General features: G+C 67.8%; 25 protein-coding genes and 1 pseudogene. 14 read left to right on the forward strand and 12 right to left on the reverse strand.

Going from position 1 to position 23,966, the window contains the following annotated elements; translation table 11 throughout:
• Positions 1-4: 4 nt before the first annotated feature.
• Complete coding sequence (locus M8859_RS26720; protein WP_195140113.1) at positions 5-1,081, reverse strand: 3-oxoacyl-ACP synthase III family protein; 1,077 nt, start codon at positions 1,079-1,081, stop codon at positions 5-7.
• 565 nt (positions 1,082-1,646) lie between these two features.
• Positions 1,647-2,309 carry a TetR/AcrR family transcriptional regulator gene (locus tag M8859_RS26725; protein WP_195071368.1) on the reverse strand — a complete coding sequence of 221 codons (663 nt, stop codon included), beginning with the start codon at positions 2,307-2,309 and terminating at the stop codon, positions 1,647-1,649.
• A gap of 104 nt (positions 2,310-2,413) precedes the next feature.
• Between M8859_RS26725 and M8859_RS26730 the strand changes: the two genes are divergently transcribed.
• From M8859_RS26730 to M8859_RS26745, 4 genes are read left to right on the forward strand one after another with little or no spacing between them, the layout of a single operon-like run.
• On the forward strand, positions 2,414-3,289 hold the full coding sequence (locus M8859_RS26730) for a metal-dependent hydrolase (protein WP_159925960.1): 876 nt from the start codon (positions 2,414-2,416) through the stop codon (positions 3,287-3,289).
• Entirely contained in the window at positions 3,286-4,356 is a 1,071-nt protein-coding gene (locus M8859_RS26735; protein ID WP_159925958.1) for a PDR/VanB family oxidoreductase, read from the forward strand. The genes M8859_RS26730 and M8859_RS26735 overlap by 4 nt, the downstream gene beginning before the upstream one ends.
• Before the next feature lie 38 nt (positions 4,357-4,394).
• Positions 4,395-5,861 carry a flavin-containing monooxygenase gene (locus M8859_RS26740; protein WP_249644966.1) on the forward strand — a complete coding sequence of 489 codons (1,467 nt, stop codon included), beginning with the start codon at positions 4,395-4,397 and terminating at the stop codon, positions 5,859-5,861.
• A gap of 5 nt (positions 5,862-5,866) precedes the next feature.
• Complete coding sequence (locus M8859_RS26745; RefSeq protein ID WP_223521966.1) at positions 5,867-6,778, forward strand: short-chain dehydrogenase/reductase; 912 nt, start codon at positions 5,867-5,869, stop codon at positions 6,776-6,778.
• Positions 6,779-6,793: 15 nt separating this feature from the next.
• On the opposite strand, the gene M8859_RS26750 is transcribed toward M8859_RS26745, so the two are convergent.
• Positions 6,794-7,477, reverse strand: coding sequence for a TetR/AcrR family transcriptional regulator (locus M8859_RS26750; RefSeq protein WP_195140102.1), 684 nt, complete (start codon positions 7,475-7,477; stop codon positions 6,794-6,796).
• Between the two features lie 149 nt (positions 7,478-7,626).
• Between M8859_RS26750 and M8859_RS26755 the strand changes: the two genes are divergently transcribed.
• Together M8859_RS26755 and M8859_RS26760 are read left to right on the forward strand one after the other, a co-directional pair.
• Positions 7,627-9,198 carry a succinic semialdehyde dehydrogenase gene (locus tag M8859_RS26755; protein WP_159925950.1) on the forward strand — a complete coding sequence of 524 codons (1,572 nt, stop codon included), beginning with the start codon at positions 7,627-7,629 and terminating at the stop codon, positions 9,196-9,198.
• 33 nt (positions 9,199-9,231) lie between these two features.
• Complete coding sequence (locus M8859_RS26760; RefSeq protein ID WP_159925948.1) at positions 9,232-10,062, forward strand: SDR family NAD(P)-dependent oxidoreductase; 831 nt, start codon at positions 9,232-9,234, stop codon at positions 10,060-10,062.
• A 6-nt stretch (positions 10,063-10,068) separates the two neighbouring features.
• Here the strand turns inward: M8859_RS26760 and M8859_RS26765 are convergent, their stop codons facing one another.
• A complete protein-coding gene (locus tag M8859_RS26765; RefSeq protein ID WP_159925946.1) occupies positions 10,069-10,872 on the reverse strand; it encodes a putative protein N(5)-glutamine methyltransferase in 804 nt (267 codons plus the stop codon).
• A gap of 96 nt (positions 10,873-10,968) precedes the next feature.
• Positions 10,969-11,838: a YdcF family protein gene (locus M8859_RS26770; RefSeq protein WP_159925944.1), complete on the reverse strand. Its 870-nt coding sequence runs from the start codon at positions 11,836-11,838 to the stop codon at positions 10,969-10,971.
• A 181-nt stretch (positions 11,839-12,019) separates the two neighbouring features.
• Here M8859_RS26770 and M8859_RS26775 point away from each other — a divergent pair, with 181 nt between their 5' ends.
• Positions 12,020-12,865: a bifunctional 5,10-methylenetetrahydrofolate dehydrogenase/5,10-methenyltetrahydrofolate cyclohydrolase gene (locus M8859_RS26775; protein WP_195071372.1), complete on the forward strand. Its 846-nt coding sequence runs from the start codon at positions 12,020-12,022 to the stop codon at positions 12,863-12,865.
• Positions 12,866-12,931: 66 nt separating this feature from the next.
• Here the strand turns inward: M8859_RS26775 and M8859_RS26780 are convergent, their stop codons facing one another.
• The 4 genes from M8859_RS26780 to M8859_RS26795 all read right to left on the reverse strand — a co-directional run bounded on the left by M8859_RS26780 (position 12,932) and on the right by M8859_RS26795 (position 16,047).
• The gene (locus M8859_RS26780; RefSeq protein ID WP_159925940.1) at positions 12,932-13,672 is read right to left on the reverse strand and encodes a DUF8176 domain-containing protein; all 741 of its coding nucleotides are present in this window, start codon (positions 13,670-13,672) and stop codon (positions 12,932-12,934) included.
• Positions 13,673-13,972: 300 nt separating this feature from the next.
• The gene (locus M8859_RS26785; RefSeq protein ID WP_249644967.1) at positions 13,973-14,620 is read right to left on the reverse strand and encodes a nucleotidyltransferase domain-containing protein; all 648 of its coding nucleotides are present in this window, start codon (positions 14,618-14,620) and stop codon (positions 13,973-13,975) included.
• Between the two features lie 54 nt (positions 14,621-14,674).
• Positions 14,675-15,427 (reverse strand): L,D-transpeptidase, encoded by a 753-nt coding sequence (locus M8859_RS26790; RefSeq protein ID WP_159925934.1) that lies wholly within the window; start codon positions 15,425-15,427, stop codon positions 14,675-14,677.
• A 188-nt stretch (positions 15,428-15,615) separates the two neighbouring features.
• On the reverse strand, positions 15,616-16,047 hold the full coding sequence (locus tag M8859_RS26795) for a winged helix-turn-helix transcriptional regulator (protein ID WP_159925932.1): 432 nt from the start codon (positions 16,045-16,047) through the stop codon (positions 15,616-15,618).
• Positions 16,048-16,112: 65 nt separating this feature from the next.
• Here M8859_RS26795 and M8859_RS26800 point away from each other — a divergent pair, with 65 nt between their 5' ends.
• Complete coding sequence (locus M8859_RS26800; protein WP_249644968.1) at positions 16,113-17,015, forward strand: NADP-dependent oxidoreductase; 903 nt, start codon at positions 16,113-16,115, stop codon at positions 17,013-17,015.
• A 40-nt stretch (positions 17,016-17,055) separates the two neighbouring features.
• Here M8859_RS26800 and M8859_RS26805 read toward each other — a convergent pair whose 3' ends face one another.
• Positions 17,056-17,715, reverse strand: a complete 660-nt coding sequence (locus M8859_RS26805) for a cyclodeaminase/cyclohydrolase family protein (RefSeq protein ID WP_159925928.1) — start codon at positions 17,713-17,715, stop codon at positions 17,056-17,058.
• A 149-nt stretch (positions 17,716-17,864) separates the two neighbouring features.
• Here M8859_RS26805 and M8859_RS26810 point away from each other — a divergent pair, with 149 nt between their 5' ends.
• Positions 17,865-18,902 carry an LLM class F420-dependent oxidoreductase gene (locus tag M8859_RS26810; protein WP_159925926.1) on the forward strand — a complete coding sequence of 346 codons (1,038 nt, stop codon included), beginning with the start codon at positions 17,865-17,867 and terminating at the stop codon, positions 18,900-18,902.
• A gap of 49 nt (positions 18,903-18,951) precedes the next feature.
• Here the strand turns inward: M8859_RS26810 and M8859_RS26815 are convergent, their stop codons facing one another.
• A complete protein-coding gene (locus M8859_RS26815) occupies positions 18,952-19,290 on the reverse strand; it encodes an STAS domain-containing protein (protein WP_159926218.1) in 339 nt (112 codons plus the stop codon).
• A 925-nt stretch (positions 19,291-20,215) separates the two neighbouring features.
• Here M8859_RS26815 and M8859_RS26820 point away from each other — a divergent pair.
• The 5 genes from M8859_RS26820 (at position 20,216) to M8859_RS26840 (ending at position 23,807) form a co-directional block, all read left to right on the forward strand.
• Positions 20,216-20,419, forward strand: a complete 204-nt coding sequence (locus tag M8859_RS26820; RefSeq protein WP_159926217.1) for a hypothetical protein — start codon at positions 20,216-20,218, stop codon at positions 20,417-20,419.
• Positions 20,420-20,616: 197 nt separating this feature from the next.
• Positions 20,617-21,435: an RNA polymerase sigma factor SigF gene (locus M8859_RS26825; protein ID WP_159925924.1), complete on the forward strand. Its 819-nt coding sequence runs from the start codon at positions 20,617-20,619 to the stop codon at positions 21,433-21,435.
• A gap of 454 nt (positions 21,436-21,889) precedes the next feature.
• On the forward strand, positions 21,890-22,294 hold the full coding sequence (locus tag M8859_RS26830; RefSeq protein ID WP_159925922.1) for a hypothetical protein: 405 nt from the start codon (positions 21,890-21,892) through the stop codon (positions 22,292-22,294).
• A 350-nt stretch (positions 22,295-22,644) separates the two neighbouring features.
• Positions 22,645-23,400 carry a TetR/AcrR family transcriptional regulator C-terminal domain-containing protein gene (locus M8859_RS26835; protein WP_321209963.1) on the forward strand — a complete coding sequence of 252 codons (756 nt, stop codon included), beginning with the start codon at positions 22,645-22,647 and terminating at the stop codon, positions 23,398-23,400.
• Positions 23,397-23,807 (forward strand): DUF5994 family protein, encoded by a 411-nt coding sequence (locus M8859_RS26840; RefSeq protein WP_159925920.1) that lies wholly within the window; start codon positions 23,397-23,399, stop codon positions 23,805-23,807. Before M8859_RS26835 ends, M8859_RS26840 begins: the two co-directional genes overlap by 4 nt.
• A 10-nt stretch (positions 23,808-23,817) precedes the next feature.
• Here the strand turns inward: M8859_RS26840 and M8859_RS26845 are convergent.
• Positions 23,818-23,966: pseudogene (locus M8859_RS26845) on the reverse strand (TetR/AcrR family transcriptional regulator); the annotation flags it as partial.

Below are 23,966 nucleotides of genomic sequence, written 5' to 3' on the forward strand. Positions count from 1 at the left end.
GACCTCAGACCTTCAGCGACGAGATGGTGGTGGACACGAACCCGGTGACGATGCCGGAGGCCGCGGGCACCAGCAGCAACTTCGATCCCGCGGGGAGGTTCTGCTGGCTGAGCTGATCGTGCAGGACGATGAAATGCGAAGTGGTGGAAGTGTTTCCGTACTTCTCGATGACCCGCAGATCCGGCGGCATCGGGCTACCGAACTCCCGTTCGGCGATGGCGTTCATCCACGGAATGGCGGCGGCGCCGAACTGGTGGTGGATGACGTAGTCGAACTTCTCGTCGGCGAAGGTCTTGCCCCGCGCCTCGAGGAATTTACGCTGAGTATTGGTGCCGAGCAGGAAGCGGTCCTCATTGTGCATCCGGCGGTTGTCGGTGTACATCGCGACGCCCTGGGATTTGTCGCTCGGCATGCCGAGGCACAGGTGCGCGTACTCCGCGGCGGTCATCATCTCGATGTAATGGATAACGTCGTTTTCATCGACGGCCTCGTCCAAAACGATCGCGCATCCGGAGTCGCCGACGGTCAACGCCGCAAACTGCGGATCGTATTTCTCGGAAATCTCGCGGACCGCGGTGTCGGCAATTTCGGTAATCGCCTCGCCGCTGACAACGAGTCCGTTCCGGACGGCGCCGGATCGGATCATCCGGTCCAGGATGTAAGTACCGGTGAGCATTCCGGCGCAGGCATTGGAAATGTCGAACACAATGGCGTTCTTAGCGCCGATAAGACGGCTGATCGACATGGCGAACGAGGGCTCCATATACATGCGGGTGGCATGCTTGCCTCGCGAGATCGAGGTGGAGATGATCACGTCGATGTCCTCTGGACCGTACTGTGACCTGGACAGACAGTCCTCGACAGCCTTCATCGCCAGAGTGAAGGAGTCTTCGTAACTTTGCGGTCGAGTATCGCGCACCCGGCGTTCACGAACGCCGGTGATTTTCTCCAGATCGAACGAAGGGGGTTCCTTCATCCGGGACAGCAGCTCCTCGGTGGTAACGACAGTCGAGGGCAGATAGGCGCCGATGGATTCGAAGCGAGAATGGGGAGACACGAGCGCTCCTGAAATCGTTGACATATACGGTTCCGGATCGACTCTGATCGTCGGTGCATTGAACACTACCCGACAGTAACAACAAATGGCTATATCCCGCGCCAGCCATGTCTCTGAGACGGGAATCACTCGCGCGGGTATCTGTTTCGTGAGGTATCACTAACCGGTGACACCCTGGCTATGGCGTTCGCAGTATTGCGATGTGAGTGGCCGTTTCGGTTTGTCGCGGGTTTTCGGGTCCGAAGCGCGGCCGGCCGCCTCGGGTGGGTCGATGCATCGCTTTCGGAATGGCAACTGATCGGCTATTGCCGAATGGTGGCAATTCGTGAGGTGGCGGTGGGTTGGGCCCCTCGATGGATGTGAGTGACCTCACTGCGAATCATGCAGGGCTGACCGGTCGGTATCGCGTCGGCGTGTGCCTCTCATGCGGACTGACCGAACAGTGTTGTGGTGGAAGCGAACTCGCGAGATTCGGTTGATCCGTACTCGCGCCGGCCGTTCGACCCGGGCATCGCGGTGGACCGAACTGCTCCGAAGGAGCTGGGCGGCTACCGATCCGAACCGTCGCTGGGCGCGGCTCGAGGCGTGTCTAAGCCTCTGTGCTCAGCGAGGAGCGGGCCGTGGCGATCCGTTCGATGACGTCGGCGGCGTGCGCGTCGAAACGTTCCCGCGAGACAGGGATTTCACCGTCGAGCCAGGGGCGGTACAGATAGGCGAGCGCGCCGAAGATGGCGCTGGCGTTGAGCGCGTGGTCGTGCTCGTCGGGAATCGGCTCGGAGTAGTCGCCCGCGGTGATGACGAGCGCGATCGGCGCGGTGAACAGGCCGATCAATTCGTTGGCGCGCGGCATGAGCACCGGAGTGGCTTGCGATTCGATGAACATGATCCGGCCGCGGCGGCGGTCCTCCAGCAGATAGTCGGTGAAGATGCCGACCATGTGGCGGAACATCGAGTCGCGTTCGAGGGGTGCGTTGGGCAGTTCCTCGAGCAACCGGTCACGCGCGCCGAGGACCACGGTGTCCAGCACGGTCATCAGCAGCGCGTCCAGGTTCGGGAAGCTCTCGTAGAAATAGCGCTCGGTCAGCCCGGCCTGCCGGCAGACGCCGCGCATGGACGCCTCGGCGGCGCCGACGGTCGCCATCAGTTCCGTGCACGCCTCGATCAACTGTTCCCGGCGCGTGGCGACGCGATCGGCGGGGGAGAGTCCGCGCCAGCGGCGCATGCCCGGTATCGATCCGTCGCCTTCGACCATGGCGCCATCCTCTCATAGCAACCGAACAGACATCATGTGATGTTGACAGCATGTGATGTCATCAATAGATTGCGAAGACACCGATCGAGGACGAGGGGTGCGAGATGGGCTCTGCCGTATATACCGACCAGGCACACGCCATCAACGCGCGGGCGGTGGAATTCGACTTCGCCACGGTGCCGATGCACTACATCCCCGGCGAGCCGATGGCCACCCACATCATCAACGTCATGCACCTGGTGCTCCCCGAAGGGGAGCGCGCGATGGCGCAGGCGCTGGCCGAGGCGCTACCCCTGATCGAGGACGAGCGGTTACGCGAGGAAGTCCGCGGGTTCATCGGACAGGAATCCATGCACGCCAGCTCGCACGAGAAGGCGCGCGAGCAGTTGGAGCGGCTCGGCTTGGAAGTCGGCCCGATGGTCGAGCGCGTGACCTGGCTGGTCGACCGGGTGCTCGGCGACCACGGGCTGACCGGACGGGCCAGACGAGAGTGGCTGTGCGAGCGGCTCGCGCTTTTCGCGGGCATGGAGCACTACACCGCGGTGATCGGGGAGTGGCTGCTGACCAACGACAAGCTGGAAGCCAAGGGCATGCACCCGGCGATGCTCGACCTGATCCGCTGGCACGGCGCCGAGGAAGTCGAGCACCGCAGCGTGGTCTACGACGCGTACATGCACCTCGACGGCGGATACGCTCGCAAGGCCCGGCAGGCGGTGCTGGCCAGCGCGGGATTGCTCACCTTGTTCGTCGTCTCCGGCGGCTATCTGTTCCATAAGGATCCGTCCGAACGCAAGGGCCGATTCTGGCCGCTGCAACTGGCGAGCGCGTCGGTCCGCGGTGTGGTGCCGAGCTTCACCACCTTCTTCACCGAGATCCCGCGCTATCTGCGGCCGGGATTCCATCCCTCCCAGCTCGGACCGATGGACAACGCGCTGCGTTACCTGGCGCAGTCGCCCGCGGCACGGGCGGCGGGCGCGTGACCGCGGTCGGCGAGCGGTTCCAGCCCGGGGCCGCGTTGCGGCTGATCGGCTCGGCGGCCGACGCCTACAAACGACTGTTCGTCGCGGGCGATGCCGCGCCGTTGCTTTCGCGTCCCAGTCCGGTCCGTCGCACCGGGTACGAATTCGAGGTGGTCGTCGACCGGATCGGGCAGGAGGCCGACGGCGTGGTGAGCTTGTGGCTGCGCCACCCCGACGGTGGTCCGCTGCCCGCTTGGACGCCGGGCGCGCATCTGGACGTCTTCCTGCCGTCGGGTCGCCAGCGGCAGTATTCGCTCACCAACGATCCGGCCGACCGCGGGTTCTACCGCATCGCGGTGCGCCTCATCGCCGACGGCGAGGGTGGGTCGGTGGAGATCCACCGGGATCTGCGAGTGGGCGACCGGTTGTGCGTGCGCGGTCCGCGCAACGCGTTCCCGTTCGTCGAGGCCCCGTGCTATCTGTTCGTGGCAGGCGGCATCGGCATCACGCCGATCCTGCCCATGGTCGCAGCGGCCGAGCGCGCCGCAGTGCCGTGGCGGCTGATGTACCTGGGTCGGACCAGGTCGCGCATGCCGTTCCTGTACGACTTGGCCCGCTACACCGGCGGCGACGTGGTGGTGCGTCCGGACGACGAATTCGGCCCGCCCGACGCGCGGATGATCTTCGAGCAGACCCCGCCCGGCGCCGCGGTCTACGTCTGCGGGCCGCCGCCGCTTGCCGAGGCCGCCCGGGCGGTTCTCGCACTGCACGATCCCACGGCCTCGCTGCACACCGAGCGGTTCTCGCCGCTGCCCGTGCGGGACGGGGAGTCGTTCCGGATCAGGCTGCACCGCAGTGGTTTCGACGTGGAGGTCGCCGCCGACGAGTCCGCGCTCAGCGCCATCCGCCGGGTGCTGCCCGGTCTGGCCTACTCCTGTCAGCAGGGATTCTGCGGCACCTGCAAGACCCGGGTGCTCGCCGGCGCGGTGGACCACCGCGACCGGTCGCTGCTCGAGTCCGAGCGCACGTGGGCGATGCTGACCTGCGTCTCCCGGGCGCGCGGCGGCGAACTCGAACTGGATCTGTGAGCTCAGCGGGCAACGGTGCGCGCGGGTGGGAGGAAGACATGACAGTGGCCACGGAACATGTCCCGATCGCGGTGATCGGCGCCGGGATAGCCGGGATCGGGCTGGCCGTCTCGCTGCGCGAAGCGGGCATCGATGATTTCGTGCTGCTCGAGCGCGCCGGTGACCTCGGCGGCACCTGGCGGGCGAACACCTACCCAGGCTGCGCGTGCGACGTGCCCTCACACCTGTATTCGTACTCCTTCGCGCCCAATCCGAACTGGTCGCGCACCTACGGCACACAGCAGGAGATCCTCGCCTACCTCCGGTCGGTCGCGACGCGCCACGACGTGGTGCGCCACATGCGGTTCGACGTCGAGTTGCGCGAGGCTCGCTGGGACGATGCGGCCACGCTGTGGCGGTTGCGCACCAGTCGCGGCGACCTGACGGCGGATGTGCTGGTATCCGCCGTCGGGCCGTTCAGCGAGGCGCGGATCCCTCGGCTGCCGGGCGCGGAAACGTTCGAAGGGACGCAGTTCCATTCGCTGCATTGGGATCACGAGCACGATCTCACCGCAGAGCGAGTGGCGGTGATCGGCACGGGGGCGTCGGCCGTACAGTTCATTCCCGAGATCCAGCCGCAGGTCGGGAAGCTGACCGTGTTCCAGCGTTCCGCGCCGTGGATCGTGTCGCGGCTGGATCGCCGCACCCTGCCCGTCGAACGCGCGCTGCTGCGCCGGGTACCCGCGCTCGGCAAAGCGATCCGCGGTCTGTACTACACCGGAATCGAAGGGTTCGGCCTGGTCGGTTTCGTGGACAAGCGGTTCCGGCACCCCTACGAGGCGCTCGGCAGGCTTCAGTTGCTGCGCCAGGTCCGGGATCCGGCTCTGCGCCGCAAGCTGACGCCCGACTACGTGATCGGGTGCAAGCGGGCAATCTTCTCCGACGCCTACTATCCGGCCCTGACCGAGCCGAACGTCGAGGTCGTCACCGAGGGCATCCAGGAAATCCGCGCCCGGTCGATCGTCACCGCCGACGGCGCGCGGCATCCGGTGGACACGATCATCTGGGGCACCGGATTCGGTGTCCCTCCTGCCATTTTCGACCGCGTGCACGGAATCGACGGCGAGTCGATCGGAGACCGCTACCGGGAGCGGCCGAGTAGTTACCTCGGCGCCACGATGGCGGGCTTCCCGAATTTCTTCTGCACGCTCGGTCCGTTCGGGGCGGCGGGCAATCAGTCGGCGATCTATATGATCGAGGCGCAGGCACGCTATATCGTCGATGCCGTGACCACCATGCGTGCGCGGGGAATCCGGCGGATCGATGTGCGCGAGGAGGTGCAGCGAGCCTTCCTCGACGAGGTGACCGAGCGCAGTCGTGACACCGCCTGGCTGACCGGCGGATGCCGCAGCTACTACCAGACCGCCGACGGCGGCAACGCGGGCCTGTACCCGAACTGGAGCTTCGAATACCGGCGGCGCACAAGTCGTTTCGATCCGGAGTCCTACCGGCTGCTGGTCGGGTGAGCGCCGTGGTAACCGACCTGCTGCGTCAGCTGCTGTCCCAGCCCGCCGAGAACCGGCTCGACGTCCGTGATCGGGTGGTGGTGATCACCGGCGCGGGCACGGGAATCGGCCGGGCTCTGGCCGAAAAACTCTATGCCTCGGGCGCTTCGGTGGCGTTGATCGACATCGACGAGGCCGCCGCGGCAGCCGTCGGGCGTTCGATGGGGGAGCGTGCGCTGGTGGTGCGCGCGGACGTCTCCGATCGGATCGGCATGCGCGAAGCCATCTCCCGGGTCCGCGAGCGGTTCGGCCGGATCGATGTCGTGGTGGCCAACGCGGGAGTGGTGCCCGAGCCCGCGACGATCCGGACGATGAATCCCGGCGATTTCGATCGGGTCATCGGCATCAACGTGACCGGGGTGTTCAATACCGTGCACCCGGCGCTGGAGGACATCGTCGCCGCGAAAGGCCACGTCGTGGTCGTCTCCTCCGCCGCGGCGTTTGCGCCCGGCATGGGCGGCTCGCCCTACATGGTGAGCAAGGCCGCGGTCGAGCAGTTCGGGCGTGCGCTGCGTGTCGAGCTGGCCGCGGTCGGGGCGACTGCGGGCGTGGCGTACTTCGGCATCGTCGACACCGCGATGACACACGGCACCCTCGACGAGGACGAGTTGGGCGCGGACCTGGGCGCACTACTGCCGTGGCCGCTGAACCTGCGCATCACAGTGCACGACGCGGCGCAGTCCGTCGCCGATGGCATCGCCCGCCGGGCGGCGCGCACCATCGCGCCGCCGCAGTGGGAGCCGTACGCGCTGCTGCGGGGCGTGATCAACGTGGTGCTCGACAGCAGGCTGGCGCGCGACTCCCGGGTGCACGACCTGATCCACCGTGTCGAACAGCGCGTCATCGACAGCCGCGCGGTCACCCCGGTACCGCGCTGACGCGCGCGAGCCGGTCTATGACTCGGCGGGAAAGATCGCGGGCAGCGTCAGCGCGTATTCCAGATCGGCCCGGGTGCCCAGAGTGGTGAGCAGGACCCGGATCATCGTCAGGCGCGCCGCCGACACGGTTTCCGTGTCCGGTTCGGCGCCGGGCGCGGTGCCCGCGGAGATCCGGTAGACCACGTACTCGCACAGGTGCAGCGCGGCGTCCAGATCCAGCGGGCTCGGCACCGGGCGGCCGAGCCCGGCGAACGTCTCGCGCACCAAGCCGCGGATGTCGTCCAGCGCACGCTCCCGGTATGCCGACACCGGCGAGCCCGGGTCGTGCAGCTCGGCGAACAGCGGCCGCAGCATGGGGCCGTGCCCGCGTGCCCAGTCCAGGTACGCGTCGATCAGCCGGATGCCCAACTCGACCGGCTCGTCGGTGCCGGTCAGCGCCGTGCGGATACCGCCGACCAGACCGTCGTTGGAACTGTCGAGCACCGCGAGCAGCGGTTCGTTGGCGTTGCCGAAATAGCGGTAGAACGTCGGCCTGGCCAGCCCCGCCTGCTCGATGATCTGCGCGACGCTCAGCCCGCGAGAACCGGTGCGGGTGAACACTTCCGCGGTCGCGAGCACGATCCGGGCGCGGACCTCCTCGGCCTGTTCTTGTGTTTGCGGCGGTCGCCCGCGCCGCGCGGTGGTGGGCTCACCCGTCATCGTGCCGCCTCACAACGCGGCCCCTTGGATACCTGTGCGCCACGACGAACAGCTTGACACGAGGTGTGACATAGATATTAATCTAACACTGCTGTTCAATTAAAGGGGCGCGCATGCGGCGCGGCCCACCGTTCTCGAGAGGGCCGACCATGACGACCGCCTCCCAACCGGCCACCGCCGACGCGCTGCCCTCGTCGCTGTCGCAGCCGTTGCTCGCGCACGCCGTCGCGGGCGGCGCCCCCGCGGTCGAGGTGTTCGCCCCCGCGACCGGCGTGAAGATCATCGACCTGCCGCAGTCCTCCTCCGAGGACATCGAGACCGCGTTCGCCACCGCCCGCGAAGCGCAGCGCCAGTGGGCGCGCCGCCCGGTCCGGGAACGCGTCGCGGTGCTGCGCCGGTTCCACGACATCGTGCTGGCCGAGCAGGACACCATCCTCGACATCGTGCAGACCGAGACCGGCAAGTCACGAGCGCACGCCTTCGACGAGGTCGGCGACGTGGCGGTGAACGCCAGGTATTACGCCTCGGTCGCCGCTCGGCTGCTGGCCACGCGCAAACCGCGCGGCGTGCTCCCCGTGCTCACCCAGGTCGACGTTCGGCACCGGCCCAAGGGCGTGGTCGCGGTCATCTCGCCGTGGAACTATCCGCTGGCTCTGGCCGCCTCTGATGCGCTGCCCGCCCTCGTCGCGGGCAACGCGGTGGTGGCGCGACCGGACAACCAGACCGCGCTCACCGCGCTGTGGGCGATCGACGCCGCCGTGCGCGCCGGGTTGCCGCGCGGGCTCTGGCAGGCGGTGCTCGGACGCGGTTCGGTGATCGGCGGTGAGGTGATCGCCCGCGCCGACTACGTCGATTACACCGGCTCCAGCGCGACCGGACGGACCATCGCCCAGCAGGCGGGCGAGCGGCTGATCGGTTACTCGCTCGAACTCGGTGGCAAGAACCCGCTGTTGGTGCTCGCCGACGCGGACGTCTCGCGCGCGGCCAAGATCGCCATCCGGGCCTGCTTCGCCTCGGCCGGGCAGCTGTGCGAGTCGATGGAGCGGATCTACGTGCACGACAGCGTCTACGACCGCTTCGTCGCCGAATTCGTCGGCCATGTCGAGGCGATCCGCCTCGGCGGCGGTCTGGACTACGCCGCCGACATGGGGTCGCTGACGTTCCAGCGCCAGCTCGACACGGTCGTCGCGCACGTGAACGACGCGGTGGCCAAGGGCGCCACGGTGCTGACGGGCGGTCGCGCGCGCCCGGACCTCGGTCCGTACTTCTACGAGCCGACCGTGCTGGCCGGTGTGCGGCCGGGCATGACGGTCTACCGCGAGGAGACCTTCGGGCCTGTGGTCTCGGTCTATCGCGTGAGCAGTGACGACGAAGCCGTCGAGCAGGCCAACGACACCGCCTACGGCCTCAACGCCAGCGTCTGGACCAAGGACACCGTCCGCGGCCGCGCGGTGGCGGCGCGGATCGACGCGGGCTCGGTGAACGTCAACGAGGGCTTCATCGCCGCGTGGGGCAGTGCCGACGCGCCTTCGGGCGGACTCGGTATCTCCGGCACCGGACGCAGGCACGGTCCCGAAGGCCTGCTCAAGTACATCGACACCCAGACCATCGCGGTGCAGCGGGTGCTGCCGATCGCGCCGCTGCCCGGTATGTCCGAAGCGGTCTGGGCGAAGACGATGACGCTGTACTTCGGCGTCATGAAAGCGCTTCGGCAGAAGTAACTCTCACGACTCACGGATCAGGAATCGGTACGGATGAAATTGGACACGGTTGCGGGCAAGAGGGTCCTGGTCACGGGCGCCGCGATGGGCCTGGGGAAGCTGTTCGCCCAGCGTGCGGTGCGCGAAGGCGCCGCGACGGTGGTGCTGTGGGACATCGACGAGGCCGCGCTGAAGGACACCGCCGCCGAACTCGCCGGCCGTGGCAGCGCCATAGTTCACCACGTGGTCGACGTCGCGTCGTCCGAGACGATCGCCGAGGCGGCGGCGAGCGTGCGTGAGCAGGTCGGCGGCGTCGACATCCTGGTCAACAACGCCGGCATCGTGCGCGGCAACAACTACTTCTGGGAAACCGAGAACCGCGCCGACATCGACAAGACGATGGCGATCAACTCCCTCGGCCCGATGTACGTCACGCTCGAGTTCCTGCCCGCCATGGTCGCCGGTTCCACCGAGGGGCGGGTGCTCACCATCGCCTCGTCGGCGGGCCTGGTCTCCAACCCGCGCATGAGCGTGTACGCCGCGTCCAAGTGGGCCGCGCTGGGCTGGTCGGACTCGGTGCGGATCGAGCTCGAGCAAGCGGGCCACGACCACGTGAAGGTCACCACGGTCTGCCCGACCTACATCAACACCGGAATGTTCGACGGCGCGAAGGGATTCCTGTTCACGCCGATCCTCGACCAGCAGAAGGTGGTCGACACCTCGTGGCGCGAGATGAAGAACGGCACCCCGCTGGTCGTGCTGCCGTGGACCTCGCGCTTGAACAAGGCGCTCTCCGGACTGCTGCCGATCAAACTGCGCGACCTGTTCCTCGACACGGTCGGCGTCTACCACTCGATGGACGAGTTCACCGGTCGCAAGAAGTAGCGCGCGTCAGCGCGGGCGGGTGCCGATGACCACCGTCGCGTAGTGCTCTTCCGATGCCACGACGCGTCCGGCGAGTCCGTGCTCGGCCAAGACGGCGAGCGTGAGCGGCGCCTGGTTCTCGCTCGACTCCACGAGCAGATGCCCGCCAGGGGACAGCCAGTCGGCGGCCTCGGCCGCGACCCGGCGCAAGACGTCCAGTCCGTCCGGGCCGCCGTCGAGGGCGGTGCGCGGTTCGTGGTCGCGCGCCTCCGGCGGCATCCGTGCGATCATCTCGGTGGGCACGTAGGGGGTGTTGCAGAGCAAGATGTCGATGCAGCCGCGCAATTCCTCCGGCAACGGTTCGAAGAGATCGCCTTGGTAAACCGGGGCGCCGAGCGGCGTGAGGTTGCGGCGGGCGCACTCGACCGCCACCGGATCGATGTCGGCGGCCGCCAGGGTGACCGGACGCCCCTCGGCGGCCGCGGTCGTCGCCGCCGCCAAGCCCAGTGCGCCGGAACCGCAACACAGATCGACCACCACAGGATGACCGGACCGGGCCTGGATCAGCTCGACCGCCCGGTCGACGAGGAACGCGGTGCGCTGCCGCGGCACGAAGACGCCGGGGGAAACCGCGACCCGCAGCCCGTGGAAATCCGCCCAGCCCAGCAAGTACTCCAGCGGACTGCCGGTGACGCGTTGGAGGACGAGCGATTCGAGCGCCACACCCGTCTCCGCGGCCGCGGCGATCAGTAGCCGCGCCTCGTCCTCGGCGAATACGCAGCCCGCCGCCCGGAGCCGGGCCACCACATCGGCACTTCCCGCTGACGTCACCGGGCCATCCTGCCGTGCGCGCGTCAGATCCCGCCAACGGTTTTCCCCGGCGATCGGGACCCGCGCCCGTGGAGGCGGGTCCCGATCGACCGGCAATCAGCGTGCCGTGCTCAGCTGGAAAGTGCGGGTGGCGTCGAGATAGATGCCGCGTTGGGCCGGTCTGCCGGGCGGCGGTAGCTGCGAGACCAAGTGCTCGAGCGAGGTGGTCGCACCGACCACGCGGGTGCCCGCGACGATGAAGTCGGCGACGGCCCGGCGGATGTGGTTGGGGGAGGTGACCACGATCGCGCTCGTCGCCCCGACATCACGCAGCAGCCTCGTGCTGAACAGGGCGTTCTGCACGGTCGAGCTCGCGCGGCCCTCCACGTGGATGCGCGTCGGCGGTACGCCGTGGGTGACCAGCCAGTGGCGCATGGCCTCGGCCTCGGTGACGCCGTTCTGTGGGTTGCCTCCGGTGACGACGATCGGCGACAGCGGCGCGGCGATCGACTGCAACCACGCCGCGGTGAGCCGGTTCACCAATTCGGGGCGCAGCGCTCCGTCCGGCAGCAGGCCGTAGCCGAGAACGACGATGCCGGTCTGCGGCCCCGCCAGCGCGGGCAGCGGATTCGGCAGGGTGCCCACCGCGGCGCGGATGGCGCCGAGCACGTTGTCGGTGCCTCGCGCCAAGGCCGGATCCACCATGTGCAGCCGGGCCATGGCGTCCAAGAACGCGGGCAGGTCACCGGCGTAGTCGGACCAGATCGCCTGGAGGGCGAGCGCTTCGGCGTCAGCGGGATCGGCGCCGATCAGGTGGCGCAGGTCGGCACGCCCCGCGGCGTCGTCGCCGTTGGCGAAGTGGCGCTGGGCGGAGTTGTACAGGGCGGCTGTATCCGGCGCGGCGTGCACGGGGACACCGGCCAGGCCGCTGAGGGAGAACGCGGCGAACGAAGCCGCTACCAGAAGTTTCCAATGCCTCGAGATCATCACTACAGTCGTCACCTTTCCGCCGAGAACGGGTTGGCACGTGCTAGCAGTTAGCTGGGGGCAAGCACGGATTACGATACGGCCCGATTTCGCCGTTATCCCGCAATTGCCGGGCGGATTCTCGCTGGGGTCGGTGGTGCTTCGAGAATCCGCCCGGCCGTGCCCGTTAGGCTGTGTCAACGTGGATACCGTTTCGCTGTCCGGCAAGGAACTCGCCGCCGCCATCAACGCCGACACCAAGGCCCGCGCCGCCGCGCTCACCGACGGCGGGGCCGCCGCGCGCCTCGCCCTGATCGTGGCGAACGACGACCCGGCCAGCGCCTGGTACGTGAACTCGCTGCGCAAAGCGGCCGAACGGCTCGGAATCGTCTGCGAAACAGTGGATCTCGGTGCGCAGGCCGGCGCGGCGGAGATCCGCGCGGAGCTGACCGCGCGGGGTGCGGACTCCGCGACCGACGCGATCATGTTGCAGACCCCCCTTCCGGCGGGCGTCACGCTCGACGACGTGAGTTCCGCGATCGTCGCGTCCAAGGATGTCGACGGCGTGAGCCCGCTGTCGCTGGGCCTGCTGGCGGCGGGGCTGGACGGCTTCGTTCCCGCCACCTCGGAGGCCGTGGTCGAACTGCTCGAGCATCACGGGATTCCGCTCGCCGGTCGCCACGTCGCGGTCGTCGGCCGCTCGAACGTCGTCGGCAAGCCGCTGGCCCAGTTGCTGCTGGCGAAAGACGCCACCGTCACGGTGTGCCATTCCCGCACCGCCGACCTGGCCGCCGTCACCGCCACCGCCGACATCGTCGTCGCCGCGGCGGGCCGCATCGGCCTGATCTCCGGCAAGCACGTCCGCGAAGGCGCGGTGGTCATCGACGTCGGCACCAACGAGGCCGCCGACGGCAAGATCGTCGGTGATGTCGACGCCGACTCGGTACGCGGCAAGGCCGCCGGACTCAGCCCCGTCCCCGGCGGTGTCGGCCCGGTCACCACGGCACTGCTCATGCGCCACGTCGTAGCCGCCGCCGAGTCCGACTGACCGGGTCACCCCGGGCCGCTTACCCGCGACGACAGAGGAAGCGATGGGGGGGTGTGAGAACTGTCTTCACCCGCGGCTGATGGCGCTGATGAGGGTGCGATCGCCGTCCTTGGTGGTGGTCACGATCTGCGGGTTGTAGGTGACCGGCTGCTGCCCGGGGCGGTGCTCGGTGACCACGACGAGGTATTGGCCCGCGAACGCTCCGGGGCTGATCGCCAAGCAGTGGGTGGTGCCCGCGGGAATGCTGTCGATTCCGCGCTGGATGGCGTCGGCCGCTTGGACGGCGGCGTCAGCGGTGGTGGTGGCGCGGACCTGTTCGCCGGAGCGGGTCACGTAATAGGCGTGCTGGAAGGCGAAGATCACCGCGGGGCCGGAATCGAAACCCCCAACGCCATTACCTTGGATCCTGTTTCCGACCCGCTCGGCGGGGCACTGGGCGGCAGGCGCCGCAGGGGCGGAGGCCTGGGCGGACGGGGCCGGTGCGGCGGCCTGCCGGTCGGAGCCGCCGGTCCCGAACTGCATGTAGGCCGCGAAGCCCAGCGTCGCGACGCCGAGCGTGCCGAGCATCGGTACGGCCCACCGCCTCGCGCGCGGGGCGGGGGAGCGGTCGATCAGTCCTGCGAACTGATCCTCGTACCGGTCCGGATCGGGCGGCGTCGTCTGCACCGGTCCCGGCGCCTGCGCCCCGGTGGGCAGGTTATCCACCCAAGTGGACCACTCGCCCCGGTAGTCCTCCCCGGCCGGCGCCTGCCCCGGCCCCCCGGTGCCGGACTGATGCCCCCGGTCGTAGCCGGGTCGTGCGCTCATCTCCGGTCGATCCATCGCCCCGCCCTTCATCAGGTCCCCCGTCAGCGTAATAGCGTCCCCACGATGCGGGAACCGTCTGCCACGTTCACAATTGAGCTGTTCCGACCCCGTAGGCTACTGCCCGGTACCTCGATCGAGCACGCCCACAGGCAATTGCCGAGTGCCCGCTCCGCTCAGCTCAGCTCAGCTCACGAAATGCTATTGCACCGCCCTGTTCTCGCTGTCGCGCAGGGACCGGGGTAGACGGCACGCCGCTCGTGCCGACCCGCCGAGTAGACGCGACCTGCCCAGATGTGGGCATCACTCCAGCAGAGCCAGCCATTCGTGCTCCGGGTAGTGGTCGGACACGTACGTCCGCACCGCCGCGCGCTGTGTGGTGTTCAGCTTCGGCCATGTCCGCTCGAGATCCTCGTGGTCCTTGGGTCTGCGCTGTTTGACTTTGAAGATCAGGACGAATTCGGGATTCAGATATCTGACGCCGTCCTCGGCGACCCACGTCACCTCGTCGAGTGGTGTGACCAGGGACGGGTCACGCCGGTTGACCCAGGACCCGTCCTCCCCGGGGTTGAGCTGGAGATCGATCAGCCACGGTGACCGCGCGTTCGCCCGCAGCCAGACCTGGTCGGCGCTCTCGGCCACGTGTGGGAAACGGTCGTCGACGGGGCGGATGCCGTCCGGCCCCGCCGACCAGATATGCAGGCGGCCTCGCGCCGCCGTGCGAAGTGCGGGCAGGTCGGATCGGAACATCGCCACGTCGATATCGCTGTGTTTCCGGCGGGTTCCGGTGAACGCGTCGATGGCCCAGCCGCCCGTGACCCACCACGGGGCCTCGACGTCGCCGAGGATCTCGCAGGCATCGCGGGGCGTGACGAATGCCCACGAGCCCCAAAGATCTCGGAACTGGGCCTCTTCCGTGTTACGCGGCGGTGGGACCGGGAAATCGCGCACGCGATGGCCTTTCGTCGGGTACGCCTCTCGACGCTACCCGGGTGAGGTCACCGCTCACCAGTGCGTGACGACCGGGTCCCCGATACCGATCGTGCGGTAGACCCATTCGGCGTCGGCGGGCGCGAGGTTGACGCAGCCGTGGGTGACGTTCGCATTACCCTGCTGGTCCACCGACCATGGGGCCGAGTGGATGAAAACCCCTCCCCACGTGAGGCGTTCGGCGAACTCGCCGTTGATGACGTAGCCCTCCGGCGAACTCAGCGGAATGCCGATGGTCCGGGAGTCGAACACGATCGAACGGAACTTCTCCAGGACGGGCCAGGTCCCGGTGGGCGTCTCGAACCCCGGTTTGCCCATCGAGGCGGGCATCGTCCGGACCACGATGCCGCCGATGGTGACCGTGAACGTATGCGCGGACATGTCCGCGTCACCGAAAACGCCCGCGTTGGTACGGAATTCCGTCCGTGCGCCGCCGACCGAGACGAGAATGTGGGCGTTGGCGGGCAGGAACCCGCTCGGCGTCCACACCACTTCGCGATCGTCGTTCCACGCGAAGGTGCCCGGCAGTGGCTGGCTCGTTGCGATGTCGATGGATTGTTCCGTCTGTGCGCGATCCGTCACAGGTGCGGCGAAACGAATGGTCACCGGATGAGCCACGCCCACCACTTGGCCGTTCGAGGGTCCGATCGCAGCGACCGGAGGCGCCGATGGCTTTCCGATCATTGTCGCTGCCGCCGCGCCCGACCCGAACGCGGCCAGTGCCACGATCACGGTCGCGAGGAACAGGTACCGAATGGCGCTCCTCATGGCGTCCACCCCTTCGAGATGGTGTGGTGGGCAAGGGACAGTCTAGGCCCGCATGATCAACTCAGCCACGGATGGAAGTGGTCCGTGGTCCGGTTTGGATCGGGGCAAGCCCACCACAGACCGCGTACCCGGTCGGGTTCGTTTGAAACGGGCGAGGAGTTCTGCCGTCGGGCGACGCCGTGATCCGTTCAGGGTCGGCCGATGGGGAGCGGTTCGGGCTCGGTCGCCGCGCGCGCGTCGAATGCCGCTCGCGCGGCGAATATTTCGTCCTGGTGCTCGGTGGCCCAGATGCCCATGGCGTGACTTATCGCACCGATGCTCGCGCCGAGTGCGGTGAGCGAATACTCCACTCGCGGCGGCACCGTGGGATAGACCGCGCGGCGCACCAAACCCTCCCGTTCCAGGTTGCGCAGGGTGCGGGTGAGCATCTTCTGGGTGATGCCGTCCAGGCGGCGGCGTAACTCGTTGAAACGGATCGGCCCCTCGTTGTCCCGCAGGACGCCCAGGACGAGCATCACCCACTTGTCGGCGAGGACGGCCAGCACTTCCCGGGCGGGGCAGTGGTGCAGATAGCTCTGGACCAGGCTGGGAGTCACGGGCCGGTCACGGGTGGTATCCATGGGGAACCTCGGTATCGGAAAGGTGCCTTCTTCTCGAAAGATACCAGGGCCGACAGAATCGGTGCATGCTCGCAATCACGCAGTACGCGTTCGGCGGCCCGGAAGTACTCGAAGTGGTCGAGGCCGATCGGCCGCGACCCGGCCCGGGGGAGGTCCTGGTACGGGTCGCCGCCACCAGCGTCAACGCGGCCGACTGGAAAGTGCGTGCCGGGTTGATCCGGGAACTCGGCGATCCACCGCTCACGCTGGGATTCGACGTGGCCGGTGCCGTCGACGAACTCGGCCCCGGCGTGGACCGGTTCGCGGTGGGAGATGCGGTGTACGGCATGGTGTTCGGCGGAGCCAACGCGGAATACGTCGTGGCGCAGGCGCACATGCTGGCGCCGAAGCCGAGGAACATCGATCCGGTACACGCCGCGGCGCTGCCTACGGCGGCGCTGACCGCGTGGCAGGCGCTGGCCGCCCTCGGCGCCGGGCAGCGGGTGCTGGTGCACGCGGCCGCGGGCGGCGTGGGCCATCTGGCGGTGCAGATAGCCGAGCATCGCGGGGCGTTCGTCATCGGCACCGCCCGTGCGGTCAATCACGAGTACCTGCGCGAGCTCGGTGCCGAAGAGGTGATCGACTACACCGCCGTCGACTTCGGTTCCGCCGTCCGCGATGTGGATATCGTGTTCGATCTGGTCGGCGGGGAGTACGGTTCCCGATCGCTCCGGGCGCTGCGGCCCGACGGCCGGTTGATCGACGCCCAGGGTTCGGACGCGGAAGCCGACCCGCGTTACGAGCGTTTCCATGTCGAGCCGTCCGGGGTGTCGCTGCGCGAGATCACCACGATGGTCGAGCGCGGCCATCTACGCGCGACGATCGACCAGGTGCTGCCACTTCAGGAAGCCGGGGAGGCGCACAGGCTCGCCGAAGCGGGGCGGGTGCGCGGCAAGATCGTGCTGGTCGCTCGGCATCCGCCCGCCTGAACGCGCCGATGTTACCCTCGGCGCCGGAGCGATCGTGGAGTTACTTGCGGACGGCGTGCACGACGTCGGCGTGCAGGGCGTCCGCCCGCGCGGTGATCTCTTCGATCCGCATGAGTACCGGAGCGAACCGGTCGCCCTCGGCGGCGGGCAGCGAAGCCACGTTGATCTCGATATTGAGTTGTGAAGTGGCGGCAGCGGAGCGGCAGGCGCCTGCGGCCGCGCCGATGTCGGTGACGACGTTCGGGTTCCCGATCGGGAACAGTTCCGCGGCCAGCGACAGCACCTCGTCGGCCTCGTCCACGACTGCGGCGGGCACGCGGGCGGCCTCGATCAGCGCGGCCTCGATCGCGGCCTTGCGGGCGGCGAGGTCCTCCGGGGAATCCTTGGGCAGCTTGTAGGCGGCGCCGACGGCCGTGAACGCCGCGGCGTCGGCGTCGGCCAGCGCGAGCGCGCGTGCGCGGGCCTCGTCGGCCGCCTCGATGATCCGGTCGACCACCGGGCGGTTCTCGGCGTCCTTGGCACGCGTGGTGTAGCGCGCGACCATCGCCACCAGCGCGGCGCCCTGCGCGGCGTGCAACGCGGCCACGGCGCCGCCGCCCGGTGCGGGAATCCTGGCGGCCAGATCGCTCAGGTACTGCGCGAGGGTGGCCTCGCCGAAGGACGGCGCAGTTTCCGTGGACGACGTGCTGGGCTGTGACACGAGAAGGTTGCCTTTCGTTCTACGGCGAGGATGGAATTACGCATAGACGCTACCCCGTGGCGTCCATCCTCCGGTCGTGACCACGCCTTACCGGGCGTCCGCACGTGGCCGGTGCGCGGCCGGTACGTACCCGCCGTTATGTTGAGTGCATGCGGATCGGATTGAGCATCAACTACTCGGGGGGCTTCAAAGAGGCGGCGGCCGAAGTCGCCGACCTCGAGCGGGCGGGCCTGGACGTGGTGTTCGTGCCCGAGGCGTACTCGTTCGACGCGGTGAGCGCGCTCGGCTACCTGGCCGCCAAGACCACCCGGCTGCAGCTCGCCTCCGGCATCCTGCAGATCTACACGCGCACCCCGAGCCTGACCGCGATGACCGCGGCGGGCCTGGACTTCGTCTCCGACGGACGCTACGTGCTCGGGCTGGGCGCGTCGGGCCCCCAGGTGATCGAGGGCTTCCACGGCGTGCCCTACGACGCCCCCATCGGCCGCACCCGGGAACTGGTGGAGATCTGCCGGAAGGTCTGGCGTCGCGAACGCCTGGAATACCAGGGCAAGCACTATCAGATCCCGCTGCCCGCCGGGCAGGGCACCGGCCTCGGCAAGCCACTCAAGTTGATCAACCACCCGGTGCGCGAACGCATCCCGGTGCTGCTGGCCGCGCTCGGCCCGAAGAACGTGGAACTGGCCGCCGAGATCGCCGAGGGCTGGCAGCCGATCTTCTTCCTTCCGGAGAAGGCCCAGCAAGTGTGGGGCGACTCGCTCACCGCCGGTCTCGCCAAGCGCGAGCCCGCCCTCGGTGACCTGGACGTGTACGCGGGCCCTGCGCTGGCCATCGGGGACGACGTCGAGCCGCTGCTCGAGTTCGTCAAGCCGCATCTGGCGCTCTACATCGGCGGCATGGGCGCCAAGGGCAAGAACTTCTACCACACCCTGGCCACGAAGTACGGCTATGGCGCCGAGGCCGACCGCATCCAGGATCTGTACCTGGCGGGGGAGAAGGAGGCCGCGGCCAAGGCGGTCCCGGACCAGCTCGTCCGGGACATCTCCCTGGTCGGCTCGGCGGGGTACGTCAAGGAGCGGGTCGCGGCCTTCAAGGAGGCGGGCGTCACGGTCTTGAACGTGGTTCCGATGGCGGGCACCGCCGCTGAGCGCGTCAAGCTGATCGAACAGCTGCGCGAACTGGTGTGAGACATGCCGCTGCCGCCGTCGACGGGTGCGACGGCGGCAGCGGCACGGGTCATCTCTGCCGGATCGCCGCCAGCGCGGCCTCCAGCGTCGAATGCAGCGCGAACACCTGATCCAGGCTGGTCATCTTCAGCTGGCGGCTGGTCGCCGGGCCGTCGGCGACGACCGCGATGGCGGTGGTCGCGCCCGCGCGCTGGTGGGCTGCCACCAGCGTCGCCATGCCCGCCGAGGCGAGGAAGCTGACCGAGGTGAGGTCGATGATCAGGGCCGCGGGTTTGCCGCTGAGAATGGCATCGATCGCGTTCTCCAGCGCGGGGGCTGTCGCCAGATCGACCTCGCCGGCCACCGTCAGCACCGTCGCGCCGTCGTGAGCGGCGACCGTGGTGGTCATCGTGTCCGCGAGGGGATACGCGTCTCCGGAAGTGTTGGTCACCCCATCACAACACACAAATCGCGGCGGATTCGCAACATCTGAGCGTTCATAGAGCTGACGATACCTCGTTCGCCGATCGGTCTGCGCAGGTGGGAGCGGTGCAGACGGCGATAGTTGATGTGTCTGCGTGATCGGGTGCGCCGCACCGGTGGGCACGCCAGTCCGCTTCCGCCGCTCGACCGGCGACGCGCGGCCGTAGGTGACACGTCCGATCGTTCGAAGTGGTCTTCGGGGTAGCAGGGTGGGGCGGTTCGAGTCGATTCGGGTTCGGAGTTCGTTCGACCGACCGGGGGTGGAACGTCTTCTTCTGGGAAAGCACCGTAGACACAAAGTGTAGACCTACGCTGTTGACAGAACTGTCCCGGCGGCGTCTACTTAAGAGAACAACCGATCCGAGCCAAGGCTTCGAGGATCGCCATGATCATCACTGTCAGGCCGTCCGAGTCGAGCGTCTGCAAGCCGGCTCGAGCGTCACCGCTGGACGTGCGGCACAACGCGCGACACCACTCGTCGCCGACGGCCACGACCTCACGTTCTGGCCGGTTCGACTGGCTGCGGGCAGCGGTCCTTCGACTCACGAGGCGCCTTTGTTCAACCCGGCGACGCCGCCGGGCAGCAACCCGAGAGCCGGCCGAGGTCCCGCGGACATGCCCCTGGGCCGACGGCCGACGCCACTACTACTGACCGATCCTCGCGCAGCGCGGGCCGAATTACGGCTGCGCGGCGATGCGGCTTACGCGGCAAGCTGATGCAAGGAGAACACGATGCGACACTTCGCTATCCACAACACCATCGAGACGACGTCGATCCGCGGCAAACGAACTCGATGCTGCGGTCAGGTGATCACTGTGCCCGCTCCGCCGGAATGCGATGGAGGTGCATGATGGTTCGCTTAGTGTCCTTGCTTCTGCTCGTCTGGTTGATCATCGGTGTCATCGCCGCCGGTCAACGCGGATACTTCACCGAGCGTGACCAGAACTGCGCCAGCGCGGCAACCATAGCGGTCACCGTCATCGCGGGACCGTTGAACTATGCGGGCGTCAATCCCAAAGTGAACGACTGCGATCTGCCCCAACCCAGCCCGTAACACGACACCGTGACGGATGTCCGGCCCTGTTGGGCCGGCATCCCGTCCCGTGCCAGGCCGAGGCAATTTCGACCTGGCACCACATCGCGACCTGGCGACTTTCAGCGAACTCGGGTCGTCGCTCCCCATCCGGTTCACCAGTGCGGTTGTCCGGGTGTCCCACCACCGTCGATTCAGCTGGATCCGAGGCAGCACCGATGACCGATAAGCCGACCCGGACTTTCCCCGCGAGGACGGCCCACACCCGCCGCGGCACCGACAGCTACGACGACCTCGAACCGCTGTTCGCCCAGCTCGCCGAGTTGGACATGGACGACCCGCGCCGAGTTACCCTCCGGGAGGCGCTGATCGGGCGATGCCTGCCACTGGCCGAACACATCGCTCGCAGGTACGCCGGCCGAGGCGAGAACTTCGACGATCTCCTGCAGACAGCCCGGCTGGGAATGGTGACCGCCGTCGACCGCTTCGATCCCGATTACGGGGCGACATTCCTGTCTTTCGCGGTACCGACCATCATGGGCGAGATCCGCCGCCATTTCCGTGACTTCACCTGGGCGCTGCGAGTACCGCGGCGACTCAAGGAAATCCAGCAGAGCCTCGGGCCCGCGATCGACATGCTCCTGCAACGACTGGGCCGCATGCCCAAAGCCGGCGAGATCGCTGAACAGCTCGGCGTCGGCGTAGGCGATGTCACCCTGGCGATGATCGCCCACAATAGCTACCAGACCTCCTCGATCGACGCGACCGCCGACTACGACAACGACAACGCGGCGTTGTCGTTGCTGGACGTTCTCGGCGTCGAGGAGCCGGACTACCGCACCATCGAGGACTGCCTGACAGTGAAACCTTTGATCGCCGCGCTGCCCGAGCGTGAACGCGAAGTGCTGTACATGCGGTTCTTCGAAGCCCAACCCCAAACCCGGATCGCCGAGCACCTCGGCGTCTCCCAGATGCACGTCTCACGCATCCTGGCCAAGACCCTGAAATCGTTGCACGAGACAGCATTACGAGACTGAGCAGTCCGAATGCCCGCTCGAAAACAGGGAAGCGCCCGATAACTCGGCTCGCTCAGGCACCAAGGGCGTGCATTCGAGGGTGCCACCGGCAGCTCGGCTCGTCCAGCGTGGGCGAGTCGTTCGAAGACGCGGTATCGGGCCGCCCGGCTCGCCGTGGGCGACGAGTCGTCATCAGGGAGCCGACGACGATGCGCCAGAGGATGTCAAGGACCGAGTCGTGCGTCAGGCACGACGCTTCTCCGTATCAGTGGTAGTGAAGCTCTGCCGGGGTCGACCTCGGGTGTCAATGGGTGCTCGTTGGGTGGCTGCCGCGCTGTCGGCGTACCCCCGCCTTGCCTGCCGCCGGTAGATACGGGGTCGGATCGGCCTGGGCGCGTCCGATCGCTCATTTTTCCAGTTCGCAGGCGGTCGACTGGCGTTAGGGTAGAGGGGGGAGGGTGCGAGGAGTCGAAAGATGAGCACCACCGTTATCGTGATCATCGTCGTCGCGGTGATCGTCATTCTGCTTGTGGCCGGCGTATGGGCGTTGACCCGCAAACGGCACGAACACCAGCGGGTCGAAGCCCAAGGCATCCGTACCCGCGCGGCGGAACAGGAACTCGAGGTCGGTCAGCGGGAGGCGCGGGCGAAGGAGACCGCCGCCAAGAGCCGGGCGGCGAAGGCCGAAGCCGAGGCCAAGGCGGCGCAGGCCGAGCAACTTGCCCAGCAGGCGCACGCACATCGCGGTGAGGCGGCGAATTCGCGAACCGAGTTGGACAAGGAGTGGGAGCGAGCGGATAAGGTCGATCCGGACTCGAAGTCACGTGAGACGCAGCCTGGGGCTGATCCTGAACGTCCGTCGCCACCCCGAACCGGTTGAGTGCCGTGAGCGTCGGTCGAGGCCACCGGCGGAAGGGGTCAGCGACACAGTCGAGCCCCGCGCATCGAACACCTCGTTAGGCAGCCGCGCCGCGATGGCCTCGAAGGGGCAGGGGAGCGATTGCCCTACGGCTGCTCGACGGAAGCGGCGTAGGAGCGGCTCACCGACAAGTCGCGGCCATGGGCGAGGGCTGCGCTCAGTGGGACCGAAGCCGTTCACTTCTCGCAATTCCGGCCAGCTGCTGTGCTACGGGATGTTCCCCCAGGTCAAAGCCTGGCTACATGTCTGTCTACAGCGTAGACTAACAATGTTGACAGGAGGGCGTCCCGACCGAGAGGAGGCGTTGATTCGTGAACCGTGCCAAGGCTGGACCAACCGACTCTGCGGATGTCCCAGCAGACCGCGTCGCCGGTGAGAATCGCACGGGCAGTCCGCTGACCCGATCCGCGATGCTGTCGGCCGCGCTCGAGATCATCGATCGCGATAGTGTCGAGCAACTGTCGATGCGGCGCCTCGGCGAGGCGCTCGACCGTGACCCGATGGTGCTCTACCGGCACGCGGCCAACAAAGCCGCACTGCTCGACGGAGTCGCCGAGATCGTGCTCGAACAACTGACCGTCGACCCGACCGACCCGGACTGGCGTCGTCAACTGCGCATCATCGCCCGCGACTTCCGTCGACTGGCCGTAGCCCATCCGAACGTGGTTCCCCTGCTGGTCACCCATCCGTTGTCCACTCCGCTCGGACTGCGGCCACTCGGCATCCTGCGGCCACTGGAGCGCACCCTCGAACTGCTCACCCGAGCCGACTTCAGCAGCGCCGACGCCCTGCACATCTACCGCGCGCTGTTCGGATTCCTCTATGGCCACGTGCTCAACGAACTCGAGGAAATCATCGAACGCCCCGAAGAGACCACCGACTTACTACGCCTCGGCCTGCATCGCCTACCCATCGGAGAGTTTCCCCTACTTCGCGGCCTCGCCTCGGATCTGGCCGCCTACGAGGGCGGAGCCGAACTCGAACGCGGCCTCGACATCCTGATCAGCGGTCTCACCGCGACCATGGGACCAGCCGCCACGCGGCCGAGAGAGGAGCGTCGACCATGACGCGACAACTGATCACAATCGCCCCGGGTCGGCCCATGCCGTCCACCCATCGCCTCCGGCTCGAGTTCGACGCAGCGGGGACCGGCGGAGTGTGGCGGCCGCGCGGCACCGACCTCGTGACCGAGCTCCCGGACCTGCTCACAGCACTCGGGGTTCGTCTCGGCCCGATTCATCGAGTGCTCTATCACCTCGACGAATGGACCACACCACCCCGCATTCTCGCCGACGCCGGGCGTCAGGTCCGGCTCGACGGCTACCGGCACAAGCCAGCGCACACCGTCGATGTCCTCGGTGTCAGCGGTGACAGACTCACTTTGCGAGTGCGTCCCCTGTTCGCCGACAACATCGAAATGATTGCCGCGCAGCAATGTTGGGATTCCGAAGGCGGAGCCGTCGACGCGGACTGAGGCAACGCCATCACCCGGGTTCGGGCAGGGCGGCGGTGAGGCCGGTGAGCAGGATGTCGAGGCCGCGTTCGAGTTCGGCTTCGCCGTCGTAGGCGGCCAGGACGGGTGCGAGTGCGCGCAGCAGGGGGAATTCCGCGATGGGTAGGCGGTGCAGGCCGA

The organism is Nocardia sputi (genome assembly GCF_023501985.1).

Coding starts and splice junctions, on each gene's coding strand:
- M8859_RS26720 (WP_195140113.1), bottom strand. CDS start 1,081: ATGTCAACGATTTCAGGAGCGCTCGTGTCTCCCCATTCTCGCTTCGAA.
- M8859_RS26725 (WP_195071368.1), bottom strand. CDS start 2,309: ATGGTCGAAGGCGACGGATCGATACCGGGCATGCGCCGCTGGCGCGGA.
- M8859_RS26730 (WP_159925960.1), top strand. CDS start 2,414: ATGGGCTCTGCCGTATATACCGACCAGGCACACGCCATCAACGCGCGG.
- M8859_RS26740 (WP_249644966.1), top strand. CDS start 4,395: ATGACAGTGGCCACGGAACATGTCCCGATCGCGGTGATCGGCGCCGGG.
- M8859_RS26750 (WP_195140102.1), bottom strand. CDS start 7,477: ATGACGGGTGAGCCCACCACCGCGCGGCGCGGGCGACCGCCGCAAACA.
- M8859_RS26755 (WP_159925950.1), top strand. CDS start 7,627: ATGACGACCGCCTCCCAACCGGCCACCGCCGACGCGCTGCCCTCGTCG.
- M8859_RS26760 (WP_159925948.1), top strand. CDS start 9,232: ATGAAATTGGACACGGTTGCGGGCAAGAGGGTCCTGGTCACGGGCGCC.
- M8859_RS26770 (WP_159925944.1), bottom strand. CDS start 11,838: ATGATCTCGAGGCATTGGAAACTTCTGGTAGCGGCTTCGTTCGCCGCG.
- M8859_RS26780 (WP_159925940.1), bottom strand. CDS start 13,672: ATGAGCGCACGACCCGGCTACGACCGGGGGCATCAGTCCGGCACCGGG.
- M8859_RS26790 (WP_159925934.1), bottom strand. CDS start 15,427: ATGAGGAGCGCCATTCGGTACCTGTTCCTCGCGACCGTGATCGTGGCA.
- M8859_RS26795 (WP_159925932.1), bottom strand. CDS start 16,047: ATGGATACCACCCGTGACCGGCCCGTGACTCCCAGCCTGGTCCAGAGC.
- M8859_RS26800 (WP_249644968.1), top strand. CDS start 16,113: ATGCTCGCAATCACGCAGTACGCGTTCGGCGGCCCGGAAGTACTCGAA.
- M8859_RS26810 (WP_159925926.1), top strand. CDS start 17,865: ATGCGGATCGGATTGAGCATCAACTACTCGGGGGGCTTCAAAGAGGCG.
- M8859_RS26815 (WP_159926218.1), bottom strand. CDS start 19,290: ATGACCACCACGGTCGCCGCTCACGACGGCGCGACGGTGCTGACGGTG.
- M8859_RS26820 (WP_159926217.1), top strand. CDS start 20,216: ATGGTTCGCTTAGTGTCCTTGCTTCTGCTCGTCTGGTTGATCATCGGT.
- M8859_RS26825 (WP_159925924.1), top strand. CDS start 20,617: ATGACCGATAAGCCGACCCGGACTTTCCCCGCGAGGACGGCCCACACC.
- M8859_RS26830 (WP_159925922.1), top strand. CDS start 21,890: ATGAGCACCACCGTTATCGTGATCATCGTCGTCGCGGTGATCGTCATT.
- M8859_RS26840 (WP_159925920.1), top strand. CDS start 23,397: ATGACGCGACAACTGATCACAATCGCCCCGGGTCGGCCCATGCCGTCC.